Source organism: Enterobacter sp. J49 (assembly GCF_002148625.1).
In the GTDB taxonomy this organism is placed as follows: Bacteria; Pseudomonadota; Gammaproteobacteria; order Enterobacterales; family Enterobacteriaceae; genus Enterobacter; species Enterobacter ludwigii.
Genome location: NZ_MWPY01000037.1, coordinates 945,101 through 963,479, shown reverse-complemented (window position 1 = coordinate 963,479; position 18,379 = coordinate 945,101). Strand labels below are relative to the sequence as shown.

The 18,379-nt window shown below is 56.2% G+C and carries 21 protein-coding genes and 1 other annotated feature; of the genes, 16 read left to right on the top strand and 5 right to left on the bottom strand.

Annotation, left to right across the window (positions count from 1 at the left end; genetic code table 11):
- Nucleotides 1-106: 106 nt before the first annotated feature.
- Both BJP35_RS22955 and cobO read left to right on the top strand, forming a co-directional pair.
- Nucleotides 107-868 (top strand): YciK family oxidoreductase, encoded by a 762-nt coding sequence (locus tag BJP35_RS22955; RefSeq protein ID WP_020882436.1) that lies wholly within the window; start codon nucleotides 107-109, stop codon nucleotides 866-868.
- On the top strand, nucleotides 865-1,455 hold the full coding sequence (gene cobO / locus BJP35_RS22950; protein WP_020882435.1) for a cob(I)yrinic acid a,c-diamide adenosyltransferase: 591 nt from the start codon (nucleotides 865-867) through the stop codon (nucleotides 1,453-1,455). The genes BJP35_RS22955 and cobO overlap by 4 nt, the downstream gene beginning before the upstream one ends.
- A 35-nt stretch (nucleotides 1,456-1,490) precedes the next feature.
- On the opposite strand, the gene rluB is transcribed toward cobO, so the two are convergent.
- The 3 genes from rluB to rnm all read right to left on the bottom strand — a co-directional run bounded on the left by rluB (nucleotide 1,491) and on the right by rnm (nucleotide 3,973).
- Nucleotides 1,491-2,366, bottom strand: coding sequence for a 23S rRNA pseudouridine(2605) synthase RluB (gene rluB / locus BJP35_RS22945; protein WP_008502809.1), 876 nt, complete (start codon nucleotides 2,364-2,366; stop codon nucleotides 1,491-1,493).
- Nucleotides 2,367-2,462: 96 nt separating this feature from the next.
- Nucleotides 2,463-3,083 (bottom strand): L-threonylcarbamoyladenylate synthase, encoded by a 621-nt coding sequence (locus BJP35_RS22940; RefSeq protein WP_003856793.1) that lies wholly within the window; start codon nucleotides 3,081-3,083, stop codon nucleotides 2,463-2,465.
- On the bottom strand, nucleotides 3,080-3,973 hold the full coding sequence (gene rnm, locus BJP35_RS22935) for an RNase AM (protein WP_020882434.1): 894 nt from the start codon (nucleotides 3,971-3,973) through the stop codon (nucleotides 3,080-3,082). Before rnm ends, BJP35_RS22940 begins: the two co-directional genes overlap by 4 nt.
- Before the next feature lie 127 nt (nucleotides 3,974-4,100).
- Here rnm and trpL point away from each other — a divergent pair, with 127 nt between their 5' ends.
- From trpL to trpA, 6 genes are all read left to right on the top strand, one after another.
- A complete protein-coding gene (gene trpL, locus BJP35_RS24910; protein WP_106993556.1) occupies nucleotides 4,101-4,145 on the top strand; it encodes a trp operon leader peptide in 45 nt (14 codons plus the stop codon).
- Nucleotides 4,122-4,216: a sequence feature (Trp leader region), on the top strand. (Overlaps the previous gene by 24 nt.)
- Before the next feature lie 25 nt (nucleotides 4,217-4,241).
- Entirely contained in the window at nucleotides 4,242-5,804 is a 1,563-nt protein-coding gene (locus tag BJP35_RS22930) for an anthranilate synthase component 1 (RefSeq protein WP_025203978.1), read from the top strand.
- On the top strand, nucleotides 5,804-7,399 hold the full coding sequence (trpD, locus tag BJP35_RS22925; RefSeq protein WP_014170382.1) for a bifunctional anthranilate synthase glutamate amidotransferase component TrpG/anthranilate phosphoribosyltransferase TrpD: 1,596 nt from the start codon (nucleotides 5,804-5,806) through the stop codon (nucleotides 7,397-7,399). The genes BJP35_RS22930 and trpD overlap by 1 nt, the downstream gene beginning before the upstream one ends.
- Nucleotides 7,400-7,402: 3 nt before the next feature.
- The gene (gene trpCF, locus BJP35_RS22920) at nucleotides 7,403-8,761 is read left to right on the top strand and encodes a bifunctional indole-3-glycerol-phosphate synthase TrpC/phosphoribosylanthranilate isomerase TrpF (protein WP_014170383.1); all 1,359 of its coding nucleotides are present in this window, start codon (nucleotides 7,403-7,405) and stop codon (nucleotides 8,759-8,761) included.
- 10 nt (nucleotides 8,762-8,771) lie between these two features.
- Nucleotides 8,772-9,965, top strand: coding sequence for a tryptophan synthase subunit beta (gene trpB, locus BJP35_RS22915; protein ID WP_086463580.1), 1,194 nt, complete (start codon nucleotides 8,772-8,774; stop codon nucleotides 9,963-9,965).
- Nucleotides 9,965-10,774, top strand: coding sequence for a tryptophan synthase subunit alpha (gene trpA / locus BJP35_RS22910; protein WP_047744745.1), 810 nt, complete (start codon nucleotides 9,965-9,967; stop codon nucleotides 10,772-10,774). The genes trpB and trpA overlap by 1 nt, the downstream gene beginning before the upstream one ends.
- 43 nt (nucleotides 10,775-10,817) lie before the next feature.
- Here the strand turns inward: trpA and BJP35_RS22905 are convergent, their stop codons facing one another.
- On the bottom strand, nucleotides 10,818-11,825 hold the full coding sequence (locus tag BJP35_RS22905) for a zinc-binding dehydrogenase (protein WP_047744898.1): 1,008 nt from the start codon (nucleotides 11,823-11,825) through the stop codon (nucleotides 10,818-10,820).
- Between the two features lie 46 nt (nucleotides 11,826-11,871).
- Nucleotides 11,872-12,648 carry an SDR family NAD(P)-dependent oxidoreductase gene (locus BJP35_RS22900; protein ID WP_014170387.1) on the bottom strand — a complete coding sequence of 259 codons (777 nt, stop codon included), beginning with the start codon at nucleotides 12,646-12,648 and terminating at the stop codon, nucleotides 11,872-11,874.
- A gap of 176 nt (nucleotides 12,649-12,824) precedes the next feature.
- Here BJP35_RS22900 and BJP35_RS22895 point away from each other — a divergent pair, with 176 nt between their 5' ends.
- From BJP35_RS22895 to BJP35_RS22860, 8 genes are all read left to right on the top strand, one after another.
- On the top strand, nucleotides 12,825-13,739 hold the full coding sequence (locus tag BJP35_RS22895) for a LysR substrate-binding domain-containing protein (protein ID WP_014170388.1): 915 nt from the start codon (nucleotides 12,825-12,827) through the stop codon (nucleotides 13,737-13,739).
- Between the two features lie 216 nt (nucleotides 13,740-13,955).
- Nucleotides 13,956-14,237 (top strand): hypothetical protein, encoded by a 282-nt coding sequence (locus tag BJP35_RS22890; RefSeq protein WP_014170391.1) that lies wholly within the window; start codon nucleotides 13,956-13,958, stop codon nucleotides 14,235-14,237.
- A 38-nt stretch (nucleotides 14,238-14,275) separates the two neighbouring features.
- Nucleotides 14,276-14,620, top strand: coding sequence for a carboxymuconolactone decarboxylase family protein (locus tag BJP35_RS22885; protein WP_014170390.1), 345 nt, complete (start codon nucleotides 14,276-14,278; stop codon nucleotides 14,618-14,620).
- Between the two features lie 43 nt (nucleotides 14,621-14,663).
- A complete protein-coding gene (locus BJP35_RS22880; protein ID WP_081146669.1) occupies nucleotides 14,664-15,347 on the top strand; it encodes a cupin domain-containing protein in 684 nt (227 codons plus the stop codon).
- Nucleotides 15,344-16,447 carry an FAD-dependent oxidoreductase gene (locus tag BJP35_RS22875; RefSeq protein WP_047744746.1) on the top strand — a complete coding sequence of 368 codons (1,104 nt, stop codon included), beginning with the start codon at nucleotides 15,344-15,346 and terminating at the stop codon, nucleotides 16,445-16,447. The genes BJP35_RS22880 and BJP35_RS22875 overlap by 4 nt, the downstream gene beginning before the upstream one ends.
- 173 nt (nucleotides 16,448-16,620) lie before the next feature.
- The gene (locus BJP35_RS22870; RefSeq protein WP_047744747.1) at nucleotides 16,621-16,977 is read left to right on the top strand and encodes a cyclophilin-like fold protein; all 357 of its coding nucleotides are present in this window, start codon (nucleotides 16,621-16,623) and stop codon (nucleotides 16,975-16,977) included.
- Between the two features lie 109 nt (nucleotides 16,978-17,086).
- A complete protein-coding gene (locus tag BJP35_RS22865) occupies nucleotides 17,087-17,584 on the top strand; it encodes a cupin domain-containing protein (RefSeq protein WP_256971809.1) in 498 nt (165 codons plus the stop codon).
- Nucleotides 17,584-18,375, top strand: coding sequence for a carboxymuconolactone decarboxylase family protein (locus BJP35_RS22860; RefSeq protein WP_086463577.1), 792 nt, complete (start codon nucleotides 17,584-17,586; stop codon nucleotides 18,373-18,375). The genes BJP35_RS22865 and BJP35_RS22860 overlap by 1 nt, the downstream gene beginning before the upstream one ends.
- Nucleotides 18,376-18,379 lie beyond the last annotated feature (4 nt).

Genomic DNA, 18,379 nt, shown 5'->3' with positions numbered 1-18,379 from the left:
AGTAATGCCTCCTGTAGACTGATTGAATTCTCATGCTAATTCGGGCATAAAGCCGAAAAGTCATAAAGAAGGCGTCATTGCGTCACTGCGCGCCAGAGGAGTCCCCGTGCATTATCAACCGCAAAAAAATCTGCTGCAAAATCGCATCATTCTGGTCACCGGTGCCAGCGACGGAATTGGTCGCGAGGCGGCCCTGACCTACGCTGACTATGGCGCGAGCGTTATTCTTATTGGTCGTAACGAAGAGAAACTGAAAAGCGTCGCGCAGGAAATAGAGGCGGCAGGCGGCATTCCGGCCCCATGGTATACCCTCGATTTACTCACCTGCACGCCAGCGGTGTGCCAGGAGCTTGCTCACCGTATTAGCGCCCACTATCCGCGGCTGGACGGTGTCCTGCACAATGCAGGTTTGCTGGGAGAAGTCCGTCCTATGGATGAACAGGATCCCGATATCTGGCAGCAGGTGATGCAGGTCAACGTCAACGGCACGTTTTTCCTGACGCAGGCATTGCTTCCTTTATTACTTAAATCCGAGTCCGGCTCGCTGGTCTTTACCTCCTCAAGCGTAGGCCGCGAAGGTCGAGCCAACTGGGGGGCATATGCCGTCTCGAAATTCGCGACTGAAGGGATGATGCAGGTGCTGGCGGAGGAGTATCAAAGCCGCCATCTGCGCGTAAATTGCATTAACCCGGGTGGAACGCGCACCAAAATGCGCGCCAGCGCCTTCCCGTCGGAAGACCCGCAGAAACTGAAAACACCCGCAGACATTATGCCGCTCTATCTCTGGCTGATGGGCGACGACAGCCGACGTAAAACGGGGATGACCTTCGATGCCCAGCCGGGCCGTAAACCAGGGATTTCGCAATGAGTGAAGAACGCCATCAACAACGCCAGCAGCGTCTGAAGGAACAGGTCGATGCGCGCGTTGCGGCCGCACAGGACGAGCGCGGGATAATTATCGTCTTTACCGGTAACGGCAAAGGTAAAACTACCGCGGCATTTGGCACCGCCACGCGTGCTGTCGGTCACGGGCAGAAAGTGGGCGTCATTCAGTTCATCAAAGGCGAATGGCCGAACGGCGAACGTAATCTGCTTGAACCGCATGGCGTTGAATTTCAGGTGATGGCGACAGGTTTTACATGGGATACGCAGAACCGTGAAACCGATACTGCAGCTTGTCTTGCAGTCTGGGAGCACGCCAAAAGAATGCTGGCAGACCCCGCCCTGAATATGGTTCTGCTGGATGAGATAACCTATATGGTGGCCTACGACTATCTCCCGCTGGATGCGGTACTGGAGGCGTTACAACAACGCCCGGCGCACCAGACGGTTATCGTCACGGGGCGTGGCTGTCATCGGGAAATACTGGAGCTTGCTGATACCGTCAGCGAACTGCGTCCGGTCAAACACGCATTTGACGCGGGAATCAAAGCGCAAATCGGTATTGATTACTAAGAAAAAAGCCCGGTGATCTTCACCGGGCTTTTATGTTAACCGTTGTTGTTACGGCTGCCAGAGCGGCGGTTACTGCTCACCTGACTATGGCGTTTCACCGCACGACGGATCTGATTCGCCTTCATACGACGACGATCTTTTTCCACCGCCACTTTAGAGGTGGTTTCTGGCGTCAGGCCGACCAGTTCACGCAGGTAGTTAGTCTGTGTCAGATCCAGCTCGGTATAACCACCCCGTGGCAGACCTTTTGGCAGCAGGATGTCGCCATAACGGACACGGATCAGACGGCTCACCTGCACACCTACCGCTTCCCAAAGACGACGTACTTCGCGGTTACGGCCTTCAGTCAGGGTAACGTTGTACCACTGGTTAATGCCTTCGCCACCGGTAAATTTGATGGTTTTAAATGCCGCAGGACCGTCTTCCAGCTGAACGCCGCGTGACAGATCGCGCAGTTTATTCTCATCAACCTGGCCGAAGACACGCACGGCGTATTCGCGTTCCACTTCACGGCTAGGGTGCATCAGACGGTTTGCCAGTTCACCATCAGTGGTAAACAGCAGCAGGCCGCAGGTATTCACGTCCAGACGCCCCACGGCAATCCAGCGAGCGCCACGCAGTTTAGGCAGACGGTCAAACACCGTCGGGCGACCTTCAGGGTCGTTGCGCGTGCACAGCTCGCCTTCTGGCTTGTAATACGCAAGCACGCGGCAAATCTGCTCAGCGGACTCTTTCACGGAGATAAGATGACCGTCGATGCGGATCTTCAATCCCGGTACGATTTCTACGCGGTCACCCAGCGTGGCGATTTTACCGTCCACACTCACGCGACCCGCTTCAATAATGGCTTCGATTTCACGGCGTGAACCGTGGCCGGCACGCGCCAGCACTTTCTGTAACTTCTCGCTCATTGAGCTTCCTCAGGTGTCGCCTTCACAGGCGTCGAATCAGGTCAAAAGAGGGCTCAGCCCTGCTTTGATGGCCGCGTAGTATATCTGCTTACACCCTTACAAGAAAGGCTTAACATCACCCACGCCTTCACGAATCACTTCTGGCGCATCTTCGGTTAAGTCAACAACGGTGGTTGGCTGCTGACCAAGGTAGCCGCCATGAATAATCAACTCGACCACCTTTTCCAGACGGTCTTTAATCTCTTCGGGATCGGATTCGGTGAACTCGCTGCCAGGCAACATTAAAGAAGTCGAAAGCATCGGCTCGCCGAGGGTTTCCAGCAGCGCCTGCGCAATCGGGTTGGACGGTACGCGCATCCCGATGGTTTTACGCTTTTCCTGTAACAGTCGGCGCGGCACTTCCTTGGTTCCTTTAAGAATAAAGGTGTAGTTGCCCGGCGTGTTATTTTTGATCAGACGAAACGCCACGTTATCGACATACGCGTAGGTCGACAGTTCAGAAAGATCGCGGCACATCAGGGTAAAGTTATGGCCGTCCGGCAGCTGACGAATGCGGCAAATGCGCTCCATCGCCCCTTTGTCTTCAATTTTACAGCCCAGCGCGTAGCCAGAATCGGTCGGGTAGACAATCACGCCGCCTTTGCGAACGATCTCCACGGCCTGATTAATTAAGCGTGGCTGCGGGTTATCCGGATGAATATAGAAAAACTGACTCATACTTCCCTCTCTTCAATTTTCTGCGGCTGTTCCCAGAGCTGCCAGACGGGCTCAACGCCTGCGGGCAACCAGAGCTTGCGTCCCAGCTCGATCCACGCACAGGGTTGATGGAAATCCGACCCTTGCGAACCCAGCAGACCGAACTGACGCGCGTAGGTTGCGAGCTGCGCACGCTCATTGGGCGCCTGCTGACACTGGGCGACTTCCATCGCCTCACCGCCACATTCGGCAAAGTGTGCCAGCAGTCTTTTCAGCCACTTAGCAGAAAGATTATACCGCCCCGGATGGGCGAGCACAGCCTTACCGCCAGAATGATGAATGACATCAATAGCTTGTTTTATTGTACACCACTGTGGCGGAACGTAACCGGTTTTCCCGCGTGCCAGATATTTTTTAAACACGTCCGCCATCGTTGTGGCTTTGCCCGCCTCAACCAGAAAACGGGCAAAATGGCCGCGCGTCACCGCCCCACCGTTTGCCAGTTTCTGTGCACCTTCCAGCGCTCCGGGAATATGCGCTTTTTCCAGTCGCTCACCAATCATTTCGGCGCGTTCGTTGCGGCGCGATTTTTGTTCTTGCAAAAACGCACGCATTGCCGGATGTTCAATATCGATATTGAGGCCAACAATGTGTATTTCGTGATTTTCCCAGACTGTCGAAATTTCGACGCCGGGCACCAGATTCAGCGCCAGTCCGCTGCGGGCAATTTCGGCGCGCGCCGCGGGAATGGCATCTGTCGTATCGTGATCGGTTATCGCCAGCGTGCCGACACGCATTTCAACGGCGCGATGAACCAGGGCTTCGGGTGTCAGCAGGCCATCAGAGGCCTGAGTATGGCTGTGTAAATCATAAATTACGGCGTAGGTGGTATCGCTCAAAGCACTTCCCATAGCAGGTTAAAGACATCCGAAACCCCTATGATAACGGCTTGGCGCGAAATTCTGAAATCAAGGGTTGACAACTTGCCATCGAACTAGTTAACTAGTACGCAAGTTCACACGAGAAAGGTATCTGAAAATGACAGCGCATTTCACTCTGCACGGTTGGTGGCGCACATCCTGATTATCGGGCAGTGTCACACGTCTGCAAAATGCAAACAGATACCCAGCCCGCGACTAAGCGGGCTTTTTTTTGAACAGAATAAATGAGAACAACATAATGCAAACAGCCAAACCACACCTCGAATTGCTGACCTGCGAGGCGGTCTATCGCCACAACCCAACCGCGCTGTTTCATCAAGTCTGCGGTGCGCGTCCGGCAACGTTGCTGCTGGAATCCGCAGATATTGACAGTAAAGACGATCTTAAGAGCCTGCTGCTGGTCGACAGCGCATTGCGCATTACCGCGCTGGGTGACACTGTCACGATTAAGGCGCTCTCTGAGAACGGTGCCGCGCTGCTGCCACTGCTGGACGCCTCCCTGCCAGCGGGTATCGAGAATGAACGTCACCCGGAAGTGCGGGTACTGCATTTCCCGCCGGTCAGCCAACTGCTGGACGAAGATGCACGCCTCTGTTCTTTGTCAGTCTTCGATGCCTTCCGCCTGCTGCAAAACCTGGTCTCGGTACCAGAAGATGAACGCGAAGCGATGTTCTTTGGCGGGCTGTTTGCTTACGATCTGGTCGCCGGTTTCGAAGACCTGCCGGAAACCGAACAGGGCAACCGCTGCCCTGACTACTGCTTCTACCTGGCCGAAACCCTGCTGGTGATCGACCATCAGAAAAAATACACCCGTATTCAGGCGAGCCTGTTCACGCCATCCGTGACCGAAAAAACACGTCTTGAGCAGCGCATTGCTCAGCTGCAACAGCAAATGACCGAAGCGCCACCCGCACTGCCGGTTCAGCATGTAGAGAAGATGACCTGTGAGGTTAACCAGACCGACGATCAGTACGGTGCCGTGGTGCGTCAGATGCAAAAGGCGATTCGCGCCGGGGAAATTTTCCAGGTCGTCCCGTCCCGTCGTTTCTCACTGCCCTGCCCGTCGCCGCTGGCGGCCTATGACGTGCTGAAAAAGAGCAACCCAAGCCCGTATATGTTCTTTATGCAGGACAACGAGTTCACCCTGTTTGGTGCGTCACCGGAAAGCTCCCTGAAATACGACGCCACCAGCCGCCAGATCGAGATCTACCCGATTGCCGGTACACGTCCGCGCGGGCGTCGCGCCGATGGCTCTCTGGATCGCGATCTCGACAGCCGTATCGAACTGGAAATGCGCACCGACCACAAAGAGCTCTCCGAGCACCTGATGCTGGTTGACCTGGCCCGTAACGATCTGGCCCGCATTTGTACTCCCGGCAGCCGCTATGTGGCTGACTTAACGAAAGTCGACCGTTACTCCTTCGTGATGCACCTGGTCTCCCGCGTGGTGGGTGAACTGCGCAACGACCTTGACGTGCTGCACGCCTATCGCGCCTGCATGAATATGGGCACCCTGAGCGGTGCGCCGAAAGTCCGTGCGATGCAGCTTATCGCCGCCGCCGAAGGGCGTCGTCGCGGCAGCTATGGCGGTGCGGTAGGTTATTTCACCGCGCACGGTGACCTTGATACCTGCATCGTTATCCGCTCTGCCTATGTTGAAGACGGCATTGCCACCGTCCAGGCGGGCGCCGGGGTGGTTCTTGATTCTGTTCCGCAGTCTGAAGCTGACGAAACGCGCAATAAAGCTCGCGCGGTATTGCGCGCCATCGCTACCGCACACCATGCACAGGAGATTTTCTGATGGCTGACATTCTGCTGCTCGATAACATCGACTCCTTTACCTATAACCTGGCAGATCAGCTGCGTGCGAATGGTCACAACGTCGTTATCTATCGTAACCACGTGCCGGCGCAAACCCTGATTGAGCGTCTGGCAACCATGCAAAACCCGGTGCTAATGCTCTCTCCTGGCCCCGGCGCCCCCAGTGAAGCGGGCTGTATGCCTGAACTGCTGACCCGTATGCGCGGCAAGTTGCCTATTATCGGCATCTGCCTGGGGCATCAGGCGATTGTTGAAGCCTATGGCGGATACGTCGGTCAGGCGGGTGAAATCCTGCACGGTAAAGCCTCCAGCATTGAACATGACGGTCAGGCGATGTTTGCCGGGCTGCCGAATCCGCTGCCGGTGGCACGCTACCACTCGCTGGTCGGCAGCAACATCCCGGCTGGCCTGACCATTAACGCCTCGTTCGAAGGCATGGTGATGGCCGTACGTCACGATACCGATCGTGTCTGTGGGATGCAGTTCCATCCGGAATCAATCCTCACCTCTCACGGCGCGCGTCTGCTGGAACAGACCCTGGACTGGGCGCTGCAGAAACTGGAACAGACCAACACCCTGCAACCTGTTCTGGAAAAATTGTATCAGGCACAGACTCTGAGCCAGCAGGAGAGCCACCAACTCTTCTCCGCCGTGGTTCGCGGTGAACTGAAGCCTGAACAACTGGCGGCCGCGCTGGTGAGCATGAAAGTTCGCGGTGAAAGCCCGCAGGAAATTGCCGGTGCGGCAACGGCGCTGCTGGAAAATGCCGCCCCGTTCCCGCGCCCGGACTACATGTTTGCGGATATCGTCGGTACCGGTGGTGATGGCAGCAACAGCATCAATATCTCCACCGCCAGCGCCTTCGTGGCGGCTGCCTGTGGTTTGAAAGTGGCAAAGCACGGTAACCGCAGCGTCTCCAGCCGCTCGGGATCGTCAGATCTGCTGGCCGCATTCGGCATCAACCTCGAGATGAACGCCGAACGTTCGCGTGAAGCCCTGGACGACCTGGGCGTCTGCTTCCTGTTTGCGCCGAAATATCACACCGGTTTCCGCCATGCGATGCCGGTTCGCCAGCAGCTTAAAACCCGCACGCTGTTTAACGTGCTCGGCCCGCTGATCAACCCGGCCCATCCGCCGCTGGCGCTGATTGGCGTCTACAGCCCGGAGCTGGTTCTGCCGATTGCAGAGACCCTGCGCGTGCTGGGTTATCAACGTGCCGCGGTGGTTCACAGCGGGGGAATGGATGAAGTGTCGCTGCATGCGCCAACGCTGGTGGCCGAACTTCGCGACGGTGAAATCCTGAGCTATCAGCTGGAGGCGAGCGACTTTGGTTTAACGCCTTACCATCAGGAAGCGCTGGCGGGCGGCACGCCTGAAGAAAACCGTGACATTCTGACGCGCTTATTACAAGGTAAAGGTGAGGTCGCCCACGAGGCCGCCGTCGCTGCCAACGTCGCGATGCTGATGCGTTTGCACGGCGAGGAAGACCTCAAAGCCAACGCACAAAAAGTTCTGAACGTACTGCGCTCAGGTGCAGCTTACGATCGCGTTACCGCACTTGCGGCAAGAGGGTAAAGAATGCAGACCGTTTTAGCGAAAATCGTTGCCGATAAGGCCATCTGGGTGGAAGCACGTAAAGCACAGCAGCCGCTGGCCAGCTTCCAGAATGACGTTGTCCCGAGCAGCCGTCGTTTCTATGATGCTCTGCAGGGCGCACGCACCGCGTTTATTCTTGAGTGCAAAAAAGCGTCCCCGTCGAAAGGCGTTATCCGTGACGATTTCGATCCGGCGCGAATTGCCGGTATCTACAAACATCATGCGTCAGCCATCTCCGTGCTGACGGATGAGAAGTATTTCCAGGGCAGCTTCGATTTCCTGCCTGTTGTCAGCGGGATCGCGCCACAACCGATCCTGTGCAAAGACTTTATTATCGACCCGTATCAGATCTGGCTGGCACGCTTTTACCAGGCCGATGCCTGCCTGCTGATGCTCTCAGTGCTGGATGACGAACAGTATCGCCAGCTCGCTGCGGTTGCGCACAGTCTGAATATGGGCGTGCTGACCGAAGTGAGCAACGAAGAGGAGCTGGAACGCGCCATTGCGCTGAAAGCCAAAGTGGTCGGCATCAACAACCGCGATCTGCGTGACCTGTCGATTGACCTGAACCGCACGCGCCAGCTGGCGCCGCGTCTGGGCTCTGGCGTCACCGTGATCAGTGAATCCGGTATTAACAGCTACGCACAGGTCCGCGAACTGAGCCATTTCGCCAACGGTTTCCTGATTGGTTCTGCAATGATGGAACATGACGATCTCAATGCCGCGGTGCGCCGCGTACTGTTGGGTGAAAACAAAGTGTGCGGCTTGACCCGTGAAGAGGATGCCCTGGCCGCGTATGAAGCCGGTGCGATTTACGGCGGGCTGATTTTTGTCGCCTCCTCCCCTCGCGTGGTGACCGAAGCGCAGGCGCGTCAGGTGATGACGGCAGCGCCACTCAGCTATGTGGGGGTCTTTCGCAACGCGGATATCGCCGACGTGGTAGCAAAAGCCGAAGCGTTATCTCTGCATGCGGTGCAGCTTCATGGCAACGAAGATCAGGCCTATATCGATGCCCTGCGCAGCGCACTGGCACCTCAGGTGCAAATCTGGAAAGCGCAGAGCGTGGGCGACAGGTTGCCTGAGCGTAACCTGAATCATGTTGATAAATACGTACTCGATAATGGCCAGGGCGGCACGGGACAGCGTTTTGACTGGTCCCTGTTGCACGGCGAAGTGCTGGACAATGTTTTGCTGGCGGGGGGACTTAGCCCGGATAACTGCGTGGAAGCCGCCAAAGCGGGCTGCGCGGGCCTCGATTTCAATTCAGGCGTAGAGTCGCAACCGGGCATCAAAGATGCCAGTAAGCTGGCCTCGGTATTTAAAACTCTGCGTGCATATTAAGGAAGAGAAGATGACGACATTACTAAACCCCTATTTTGGTGAGTTCGGCGGGATGTACGTCCCGCAAATCCTGATGCCCGCCCTGCGCCAGCTGGAAGAAGCGTTCGTGAGCGCGCAGAAAGATCCGGCGTTTCAGGCTGAGTTTACCGACCTGCTGAAAAACTACGCTGGCCGTCCAACGGCCCTGACGAAATGCCGTAACCTGACCGAAGGCACCAAAACCACGCTGTATCTTAAGCGTGAAGATTTGCTGCACGGCGGTGCGCATAAAACCAACCAGGTGTTGGGTCAGGCGCTGCTTGCAAAACGGATGGGTAAAACCGAAATCATCGCTGAAACTGGCGCAGGCCAGCACGGGGTGGCATCAGCCCTTGCCAGCGCCCTTCTCGGTCTGAAATGCCGCATTTACATGGGCGCAAAAGACGTTGAGCGCCAGTCGCCTAACGTATTCCGTATGCGTCTGATGGGCGCAGAAGTGATCCCGGTGCACAGTGGCTCCGCGACGCTGAAGGATGCGTGTAACGAAGCGCTGCGCGACTGGTCTGGCAGCTATGAAACCGCACACTATATGCTCGGCACCGCTGCAGGCCCGCACCCGTTCCCGACGATTGTGCGTGAATTCCAGCGCATGATTGGCGAAGAGACCAAAGCGCAGATCCTGGAAAAAGAGGGTCGCCTGCCGGATGCGGTAATCGCCTGCGTTGGCGGTGGCTCTAACGCTATCGGCATGTTCGCTGATTTCATCGACGAAACCAGCGTCGGGCTGATTGGCGTTGAACCTGCAGGCCACGGGATTGAAACCGGTGAGCACGGCGCACCGTTGAAACATGGTCGCGTGGGGATCTACTTCGGTATGAAAGCGCCGATGATGCAGACCGATGACGGCCAGATTGAAGAGTCATACTCTATCTCGGCAGGCCTGGATTTCCCTTCCGTTGGGCCTCAGCATGCCTTCCTGAACAGCACCGGTCGTGCGGTCTACGTTTCCATTACCGATGACGAAGCCCTGGAGGCGTTTAAAACGCTCTGTCGCCACGAAGGGATCATTCCTGCTCTGGAGTCCTCTCACGCCCTGGCGCATGCGCTGAAAATGATGAAAGAGAACCCGGAAAAAGAGCAACTGCTGGTGGTTAACCTTTCCGGTCGCGGTGATAAAGACATCTTCACCGTTCACGATATTTTGAAAGCACGAGGGGAAATCTGATGGAACGCTACGATAACGCATTTGCAGCACTGAAATCTCGCCAGGAAGGCGCGTTCGTTCCCTTCGTGACGCTGGGTGACCCGGGTCCTGAGCAGTCGCTGAAAATTATCGACACCCTGATTGAAGCCGGTGCCGACGCGCTGGAACTGGGTATTCCGTTTTCCGATCCTCTGGCCGATGGCCCGACTATCCAGAACGCAACGCTGCGGGCATTCGCGGCCGGTGTCACCCCGGGGCAATGTTTTGAGATGCTGGCCGCTATCCGCCAGAAGCACCCGACCATTCCGATTGGCCTGTTGATGTATGCCAACCTGGTCTTCAGTCGCGGTATTGATACCTTTTATGCAGAATGCGCGCGCGTGGGCGTTGACTCGGTGCTGGTGGCAGACGTACCGGTTGAAGAATCTGCGCCGTTCCGCCAGGCGGCGATGCGCCATAACGTGGCACCTATCTTCATCTGCCCGCCAAACGCCGATGATGAACTGCTGCGCCAGATTGCCTCTTATGGTCGCGGGTATACCTACCTGCTCTCCCGTGCGGGTGTAACCGGCGCGGAGAACAAAGCGGCGCTGCCTCTGCATCATCTGGTCGAGAAGCTGGCTGAATACCACGCGGCCCCTCCGCTGCAGGGCTTTGGGATTTCATCTCCCGATCAGGTTACGGCGGCAATTGACGCTAACGCAGCCGGTGCAATCTCAGGCTCCGCTATCGTTAAAATCATTGAGAAGAACGTGGACAAGCCAGAGCAAATGCTGGCTGAGCTGAAAACGTTTGTCAGCGCAATGAAAGCGGCAACGCGTAACGCGTAACCTCTCCACCGTCTGGCTCCCCGCCAGACGGTGTTTCTGCCGATCAGTTATCCGGGTTCATCGTAAGCACTATCCGGTAGCGCGCCTTTCCCTGCCGTAACCTGTCGAGCGCCTCATTTGCCTGTTCAAAGGGCATCAGCTCTGTGACTGGCAGCGTCTGAAAGAGGTGGCTGAAACGCAGTGCGCGTTCGGTTTGCGACGGGGTGCTGACAAATGAACCTGTCAGGGTGCGTTCCGCGCCAATCATCATACCCGGCATGACCTGCAACGGTGTGCGTCCGGCACCCAACAGGATCGCTTTTCCTCTGGGGGCCAGGGCTGGCAATAACGCTGAAACCGCGTCTGCATCCGGGGCAGTCGCCACAATAATCTCGACGCCGCCTTCCGCTCTCAACCGTTCCGCCGCGTTTTCCGTCTGCGCATCGATATAGTGATGGGCGCCCAGCTGTAAAGCGTCATGCGCCTTTTCACTGCCGCGCGCAATCACGATAACCTCAAACCCCATCCTACGGGCGTACTGAATCGCCATATGGCCTAAGCCACCAATACCGAGAATAACCACCCTGTCTCCCGCGCTGGCACCGGATTGACGCAACGCGTTAAAGGTTGCCGTACCGGCGCACAAGATCGGGGCCGCGTGAACGGAAGTGAGCGCTGAAGGAATGGCAATCAGCGCGGTATGTCGGATAACAACATACTCGGCGTAACCTCCGTCACAGCTCAGCCCCGGCGTTAGCTGATTTTCACACAGGTGAAAAAGCCCGTTACGGCAAGGCGGGCAATGCTGGCAATATCCCCCAAGACGCCCGACGCCCACGCGCTGACCGGTGTGCCAGATCCCGGGAACTGCATCTCCTTTCCGGGTAATGTGGCCCACAATTTCATGGCCCGGAATGCGCCCGGGCTGCCCCGCTTCCGGTACCTTCTCCGCATCCTGAAGATCGGCACCACAAACGCCGCATACCTCAATTTTGATCAGTACGTCCTCGGGCCCCGGCTCGGGCAACGGTCTGACGACCATTTCAAGCACGCCCGGCGAGGAAACCTGCATAGCAAGAAAAGTTTTATTCACGGTATCACCTGTGATGAGCGGTGTATTATGCGTTACGGCCAGCCATGACGCCGCCGTCAATGTCCCAGATTGCGCCGGTGACCCAGCCTGTCTTGTCAGAAAGCAGGAAGGCAACCGTTTCAGCCACATCGCCCGGCGTACCCACGCGGCCAATCGGATGGAAGCTGTCGAAGCTGTTCATCACCTCTTTTACATCGTCTTTTGGGATGAAGCCTTCATAAATTGGCGTGTGAACAACGGCCGGAGACACGGCATTGACGCGAATGCCTTTCCCGCCCAGCTCAATAGCCAGGTTTTTGGTCCACGCATGCAGGCCGGCTTTCGCCATGGAATATGCGGAAGACGGCGTGGCCCCGATGGCCTGCTGTGCCCACATAGAGCCGATATTGACGATGGAGCCTTTAATACCGGCATCAACCATATTGCGCACCACATCACGGGTGATGAAGAAGGTCGCGCGGTTGATGCTCATGTACATGTCGTAATCTGACGCTTCATGTTCAGTAAACGGTTTCGGGAAGAACACGCCAGCGGCATTGACCAGCAGGCTGATGTCTTTGTGTTCAGCATTGAGGGTATTCATCACGTGCTGCATACCCTCTTCTTTCATCAGGTCAGCCACGATGATGGATACCGGCCCGTCGACCGCCAGCGCCTGACGAGCCTGCTCCGCTTTGTCCTTGCGGTTCCCCACCAGCACCACGCTGCCACCGTTTTTCAGAACCCGCTTCGCCGTTTCGAAGCCCATACCGCTTGTACCACCGACCACTAACAGCTTTTTACCGGCAAAAGATGCGTTCATCGCTAACCTCTTTTAAAACATTTGGTTGTCATTGATGAAAAGCCTCGCTCCTCATCGTGTGCATCCAGAATGCCACCCTGCACCAGGGTTGACGACTGAGAAGAAATTGCGACACAGGAAAGAAAATCTTCTTCGCTCAGGTATACTGAAAGAAAGAATAAATCGGAGTACCTGCAATGCGTTCCCTGAACAGACTTAAATGGCTACATGCTTTTGAAGCGACCGCCCGTCACGGTAGCTTTACCGGTGCGGCACAAGAGCTTGGCGTGACGCCTGCCGCAGTGGGCCAGCTTGTTCGTTCGCTCGAAGACTGGGTTGGTCACCCGCTGCTTCGCCGTACGCGGTCGGGTAAGGAGCGCCTGACGCTGGTGGATGAGGCTCAGGATGCGCTGCAGGACATTACGCAGGGCCTGGACAAGCTGGAAAGCGGGTTAAACAAACTGCGCGGACGTCGCGCACGTTCTGTCGTGGTCGTCACCGCCTCTCAGGTATTGATGATGAACTGGCTGATGGAGCGTCTTAACCGGTTCTCAGAAACGCATGACACAATCGATCTGCGGCTTAACGTCACGGAAAAGCTGATGGACGTATCGCACGGCGAGGCGGATATCGGCATTCGCTGCGGACAGGGAGACTGGCCCGGCGTGAATAAAACCTGGCTGATGGATGAAGAGGCGGTGCTGGTCTGTAGCCCCCGCCTGGTGCCTCCGGAGAAAATTGCCTGTGGTGACTGGCTTGCCACGCAGAAGCTGATCCACGATGACACGCCGCACCCGGGCGCGAATTTTCCCTCATGGGATGACGTTCTCCGTACCGTCAATGCCCCTGGCGCGCTGGAAAGCAGGCTGCATATTAACTCCACCTCCGCCGTGATTCTCTCGGCCCTGAGCGGCCGGGGGGTGGCGATTGTACGTCACGCGCTGGTGAAACAGCTGATTGAAACCGGGCAACTGGTTCAATTGCACCCAGACCATCGCTGGCCGTTAACATGGTCTTACTACCTGGTGACCCCGCAGCACACCGCCATGCGTGAAGAAGTAAAAATATTTCACGACTGGCTTCTTCATGACGTGGTCTCTGACAATCCTTAACTCCCCCTTTTTTAAGCATCATGCAGCAAGGGTCATCGCGTACCGGCATGATGCTTCTCTCTTCAGACGTCCGACATAGTTTTTCTTTTCTGCAACGCAAGATTAACTGATTTGTTGAAGATCACCGGCTTTCTCATAATCGCCCTCAACGAACGGTAAAGCAGACCGGTACCTTATCCGGCCGCCTTGCCTTAACCCTGAGCGAAGGAGAGAACGATGGCTTATCTGCAAATCAGCCTTGATATCAGTAATGAAAACCGTGCGGCAGCCGCCGGGGTCTACCAGCAATACAAAACCCCGTTCCTGACCACCATCGACGGTGCCACCTCTAAAGAACTGCTTGTTCGTGACGAGGACGTACAGGTCCTGCACGGATTTAAAACCGTGTCCCAGGCACAGGCGTATCTCAGCAGTCCGCTTTTCACCCAGGATGTCGTTGAAGCACTGAAACCGTATCTGAACAGCGCGCCTGAAATCCGCATTTACGACGTCCTGTAACGGGCATTTTCTGAAACCTACACGTACCGGAGCTATGAATGTTTTTAAACTGGAATGAATATCGCACCAGCCTGCTGGCCACCGTCGGGAAATTTGCCAGACTGCAGCCTGAATTTATGAAAGGCTTACAGCAGATGGATAAAGGGGCTTCTGAAAATCAGCACCTTGATCCCAAGACCCACGAACTGATTGCGCTGGCTGTTGCCGTTACCACTCGCTGTGATGGTTGCCTGGCGGTACATGTGGAAGCTGCGGTTAAGAAAGGCGCAACGCGTGAAGAGATAGCTGAAGCGCTTTCCGTTGCCATCAGTCTGAACGCCGGTGCTGCGTTAACCTATACCGCCCGGGCTCTGGATGTTTTTGACAACCTGCCAACAAAATAAACCTGCATACGGCACCGCCTGCGGTGCCGTTTAATGACTGACTATGATGTTACTGAATTATGATTTTTCACAGCGAGCCATCATTACTCCTGATGACTACCGCTGGGTGCCCTCCCCGCAACCCGGTGTGGAGCGCGTCATGCTTGATCGCATTGGCCGCGAGCAGGCCCGCGCAACCAGCCTTGTCAGGTATGCCCCTGATTCTGTGTTTCCTGAGCACACCCACCCCGGCGGAGAAGAGATTCTGGTGCTGAGCGGTACCTTTACGGAAAACGGAACCGATTATCCGGCTGGCTGGTATCTGCGCAGCCCGGACGGCTCGTCGCATCGACCGTCCAGTCGTGACGGCACCACCCTGTTCGTTAAGCTGCGCCAGTTCGCCGCCGAAGAACAGGAACCGGTCAGGATCAATACCAACGAGGCGAGTCGCTGGCACGGCCAGCCGCACAGACTCCTTTGTCCCCTGTTCGCAAGCGTAGCGGAAACCACTCAGCTTCAGAGGATCGCACCGGGTGAACGACTCTTCTGCGCTCCGCTCGCCGGAGGAGCCGAGCTTCTGCTTCTCGAAGGGGAAATCAGCGCACCGGAAGTTCGTTACCTGAAAGGAAGCTGGCTCAGATTTCCTGAAGGCGATTTGCCGGCGCTGACGGCCGCCGCCTCTGGGGCACTTTTTTATCTTAAAACGGGACATCTCAGCCCGACCACACTGACCGGAGCGATACCATGAAAGGCAGCGTTATTATCATTGGTGCGGGTGTCAGCGGCCTGTATGCAGGCACACTGCTTGAAAAAGCGGGAGTGGATTACGTGATACTGGAAGCGAGGAAAAGAACCGGCGGTCGCGTACTTTCAGGTCAGGTGTTAGCAAACACGCCTGATGGGGTTCATGTGGACATGGGGGCGACCTGGTTCTGGCCGGAAATTCAGCCTGACTTCGCACACCTGGTTCATCAACTTGGATTAACGCCTCTCCCTCAGGGGCGACCGGGGGATATGCTTTATGAACGCCAGACGACGTCCCCTGCGCAACGTTATCCTGCCTATGTGACATCACCGGAGTCGTTCAGGCTTCAGGGTGGAATGCAGGCGCTGACGAGCGCATTAACACGCCAGATCCCGGCGCAGAAGATTAAGTCAGACCATCAGGTGGTTTCCATTTCCCTTCTCGGCGAGGGTATGCAGGTCGCGACGCAGTCCGAAACGGGCGAAGGCTCACTTTTCACCGGTGAACACGTTTTCCTCGCCCTGCCTCCCGCGCTGGCAGCAAAAATGACGATCCAGCCAGCATTGCCGGAGCGGGTCCTTTCACACTGGCGTAAAACGCCAACCTGGATGGCGCCTCACGCAAAATATGTCGCCCTGTACCAGACCGACTTTTTGCAGGCACAGCATTTCTCCGGCGACGTAAGCAGCCGTGTGGGTCCGATGGTTGAAATTCACGATGTGTCAGAGCCCGATACCGGCAAAACGGCTATCTTTGGTTTTATTGGCGTACCGGCAAAATCGCGATGGACGGTGAGCGAGGCCGAACTCAAGCGACTGTGCCGGGAGCAACTGGTGCGACTCTTCGGAGAAGACGCGGCAGAGCCTGAAGCCGAGTGGATAAAAGACTGGGCCGCCGATCCGTTTACGACGACAGAATTTGACCTGCAGCAGGACGTCGGGCACGCACAGCTGCAACAGATTCCGGCGCAGGAAGAATGGGCTGATAAATTAACCGGGATTGCCAGCGAATGGTCACCGCAATTTTCGGGTTATCTGGCCGGCGCAATTGACGCTGCTGCTGAAGGCGTTGGGCACTGGTTACGCCACGTTGCCAGACCCTGAGGCCTGTATCTGCCGATAACAAACATTTTGCTTCCCGGACCGGATTAATGAAATTTATTCATTTTTCTATTCTGATAACGCCTATTAACACGCGGTTTATTTCTGTTAAGAATAGTTGCCAATGACTGCAGACGAATGCCGGCTGGCGCAACGAACTCATACAGGAAAACCCGATGAAGATAAAAATTATACTTAACGACAAGACGCTGACCGCAACGTTAAATAGCAGCCAAACCAGTCGTGACTTTATCGCACTGTTGCCCCTCACGCTGCAGCTGAAAGATTATGCCGGGGAAGAGAAAATCGGCGATCTTCCTCGCCGCCTGTCCACGGCCGGCGCACCTGCGGGTACCGCGGCCGCTAAGGGTGATATCACGCTATATGCCCCGTGGGGAAATCTGGCGATTTTCTATAAAGCACACGGACATGCGTCGGGATTAATTACGCTGGGGCAATTAGACGAACCGGATGCCTTGCCCGTATCACCTGCTGAATATACTGCCCGATTTGAGCTGCTGACGGATAAGTAGACGCCCGAATATGTATTTCCGGCACAGCCGGCAAATCTCATCACAACACATTTATCCCCTTCTCTTTTTCCCGGTACCGGGTTTGCCGTTTCATTCACAACAGGAGAGTATGATGATCCGTTTCACCTCTGTAGCAGCATCACTATTGGTATTTGCAGGTATGTCCGCACACAGCGAAACCACCCCTTCAGCTCAAATGACCGTGTCTGAAACGGGCAGTCGCGCGACGATTGCCGAACCCGCTGACCACTTTACCGGAAGTGCTTACATTGACCCCCTCTTCTCACCTGTCGCCCCGCAAAGAGCAGGCGCCGCGTATGTCACCTTCGTGCCCGGCGCACGTTCCGACTGGCATACCCATCCGCTTGGGCAAACACTGGTGGTCACGTCCGGGACGGGCTGGGTGCAGGAGTGGGGGCAGGAGCGAAAAACCGTGCACGCCGGGGATGTCATTCAATGCCCGCCAGGGGTTAAACACTGGCACGGCGCAACGGATAAAACCACGATGGTGCATATGGCCATTCAGGAATCGAATGAGCAGGGGCAAAACGTGAACTGGCTTGAAAAAGTCAGCGATGCGCAGTACCTGCAGGCGGGAGGGCATTAATGCTGAACAGAACCGCCCTGCTTATCGTTTCATTCTTATTGATTAACGGATGTGTCTCCCAGACTACTCAAAACAGGAGTTCGACAATGAAACCGGAAGACTCACGGGACGCTGTAGCCCAGGTCGCGCCAGCAATGGCTGCCTATTCAGAACAGTTTATTGAAAAAGATCTCTGGAATCGCCCGGAACTGTCGCGACGCGATCGAAGCCTGGTGACGGTTGCAGCGCTGATCAGCCGCAATGATACGGCGGAACTTCCCCACTACCTCAACGTGGCGCTGGACAGCGGCGTAAAACCTGCGGAAATCTCAGAAACAATCACCAACCTGGCTTTTTACGCCGGCTGGCCGAACGCCACCTCTGCGGCGCTGATCACGCGTCAGCTGTTTGCGCAACGCCATATCGATACCGCTTCCTTGCCAGGCGGAAAGGTGGATTTCCTGCCGCTGGATGAGGAGTCGGAAAACAAGCGTGCCACGCTGGTTGAATCAAACTTTGGCAAGGTCTCGCCGGGCATAGTGAAATACACGACCGACGCGCTATTCCAGAACCTGTGGCTCAGGCCCGGACTGGCGCCTCGGGACAGAAGTCTGATCACGGTCAGTGCGTTGGTCACTGCCGGCCAGGTGGCCCAGGTTCCTTACCATCTCAACCGCGCCATGGACAATGGTTTAACCCGGACCCAGGCGTCCGAAGTCCTGACGCAACTGGCCTTTGTTGCGGGCTGGCCCAATGTTTTCTCGGCGATGCCGGTCTTTAAAGAGGTGTTTGCCGGCAGGGATCCAGCCTGACGTT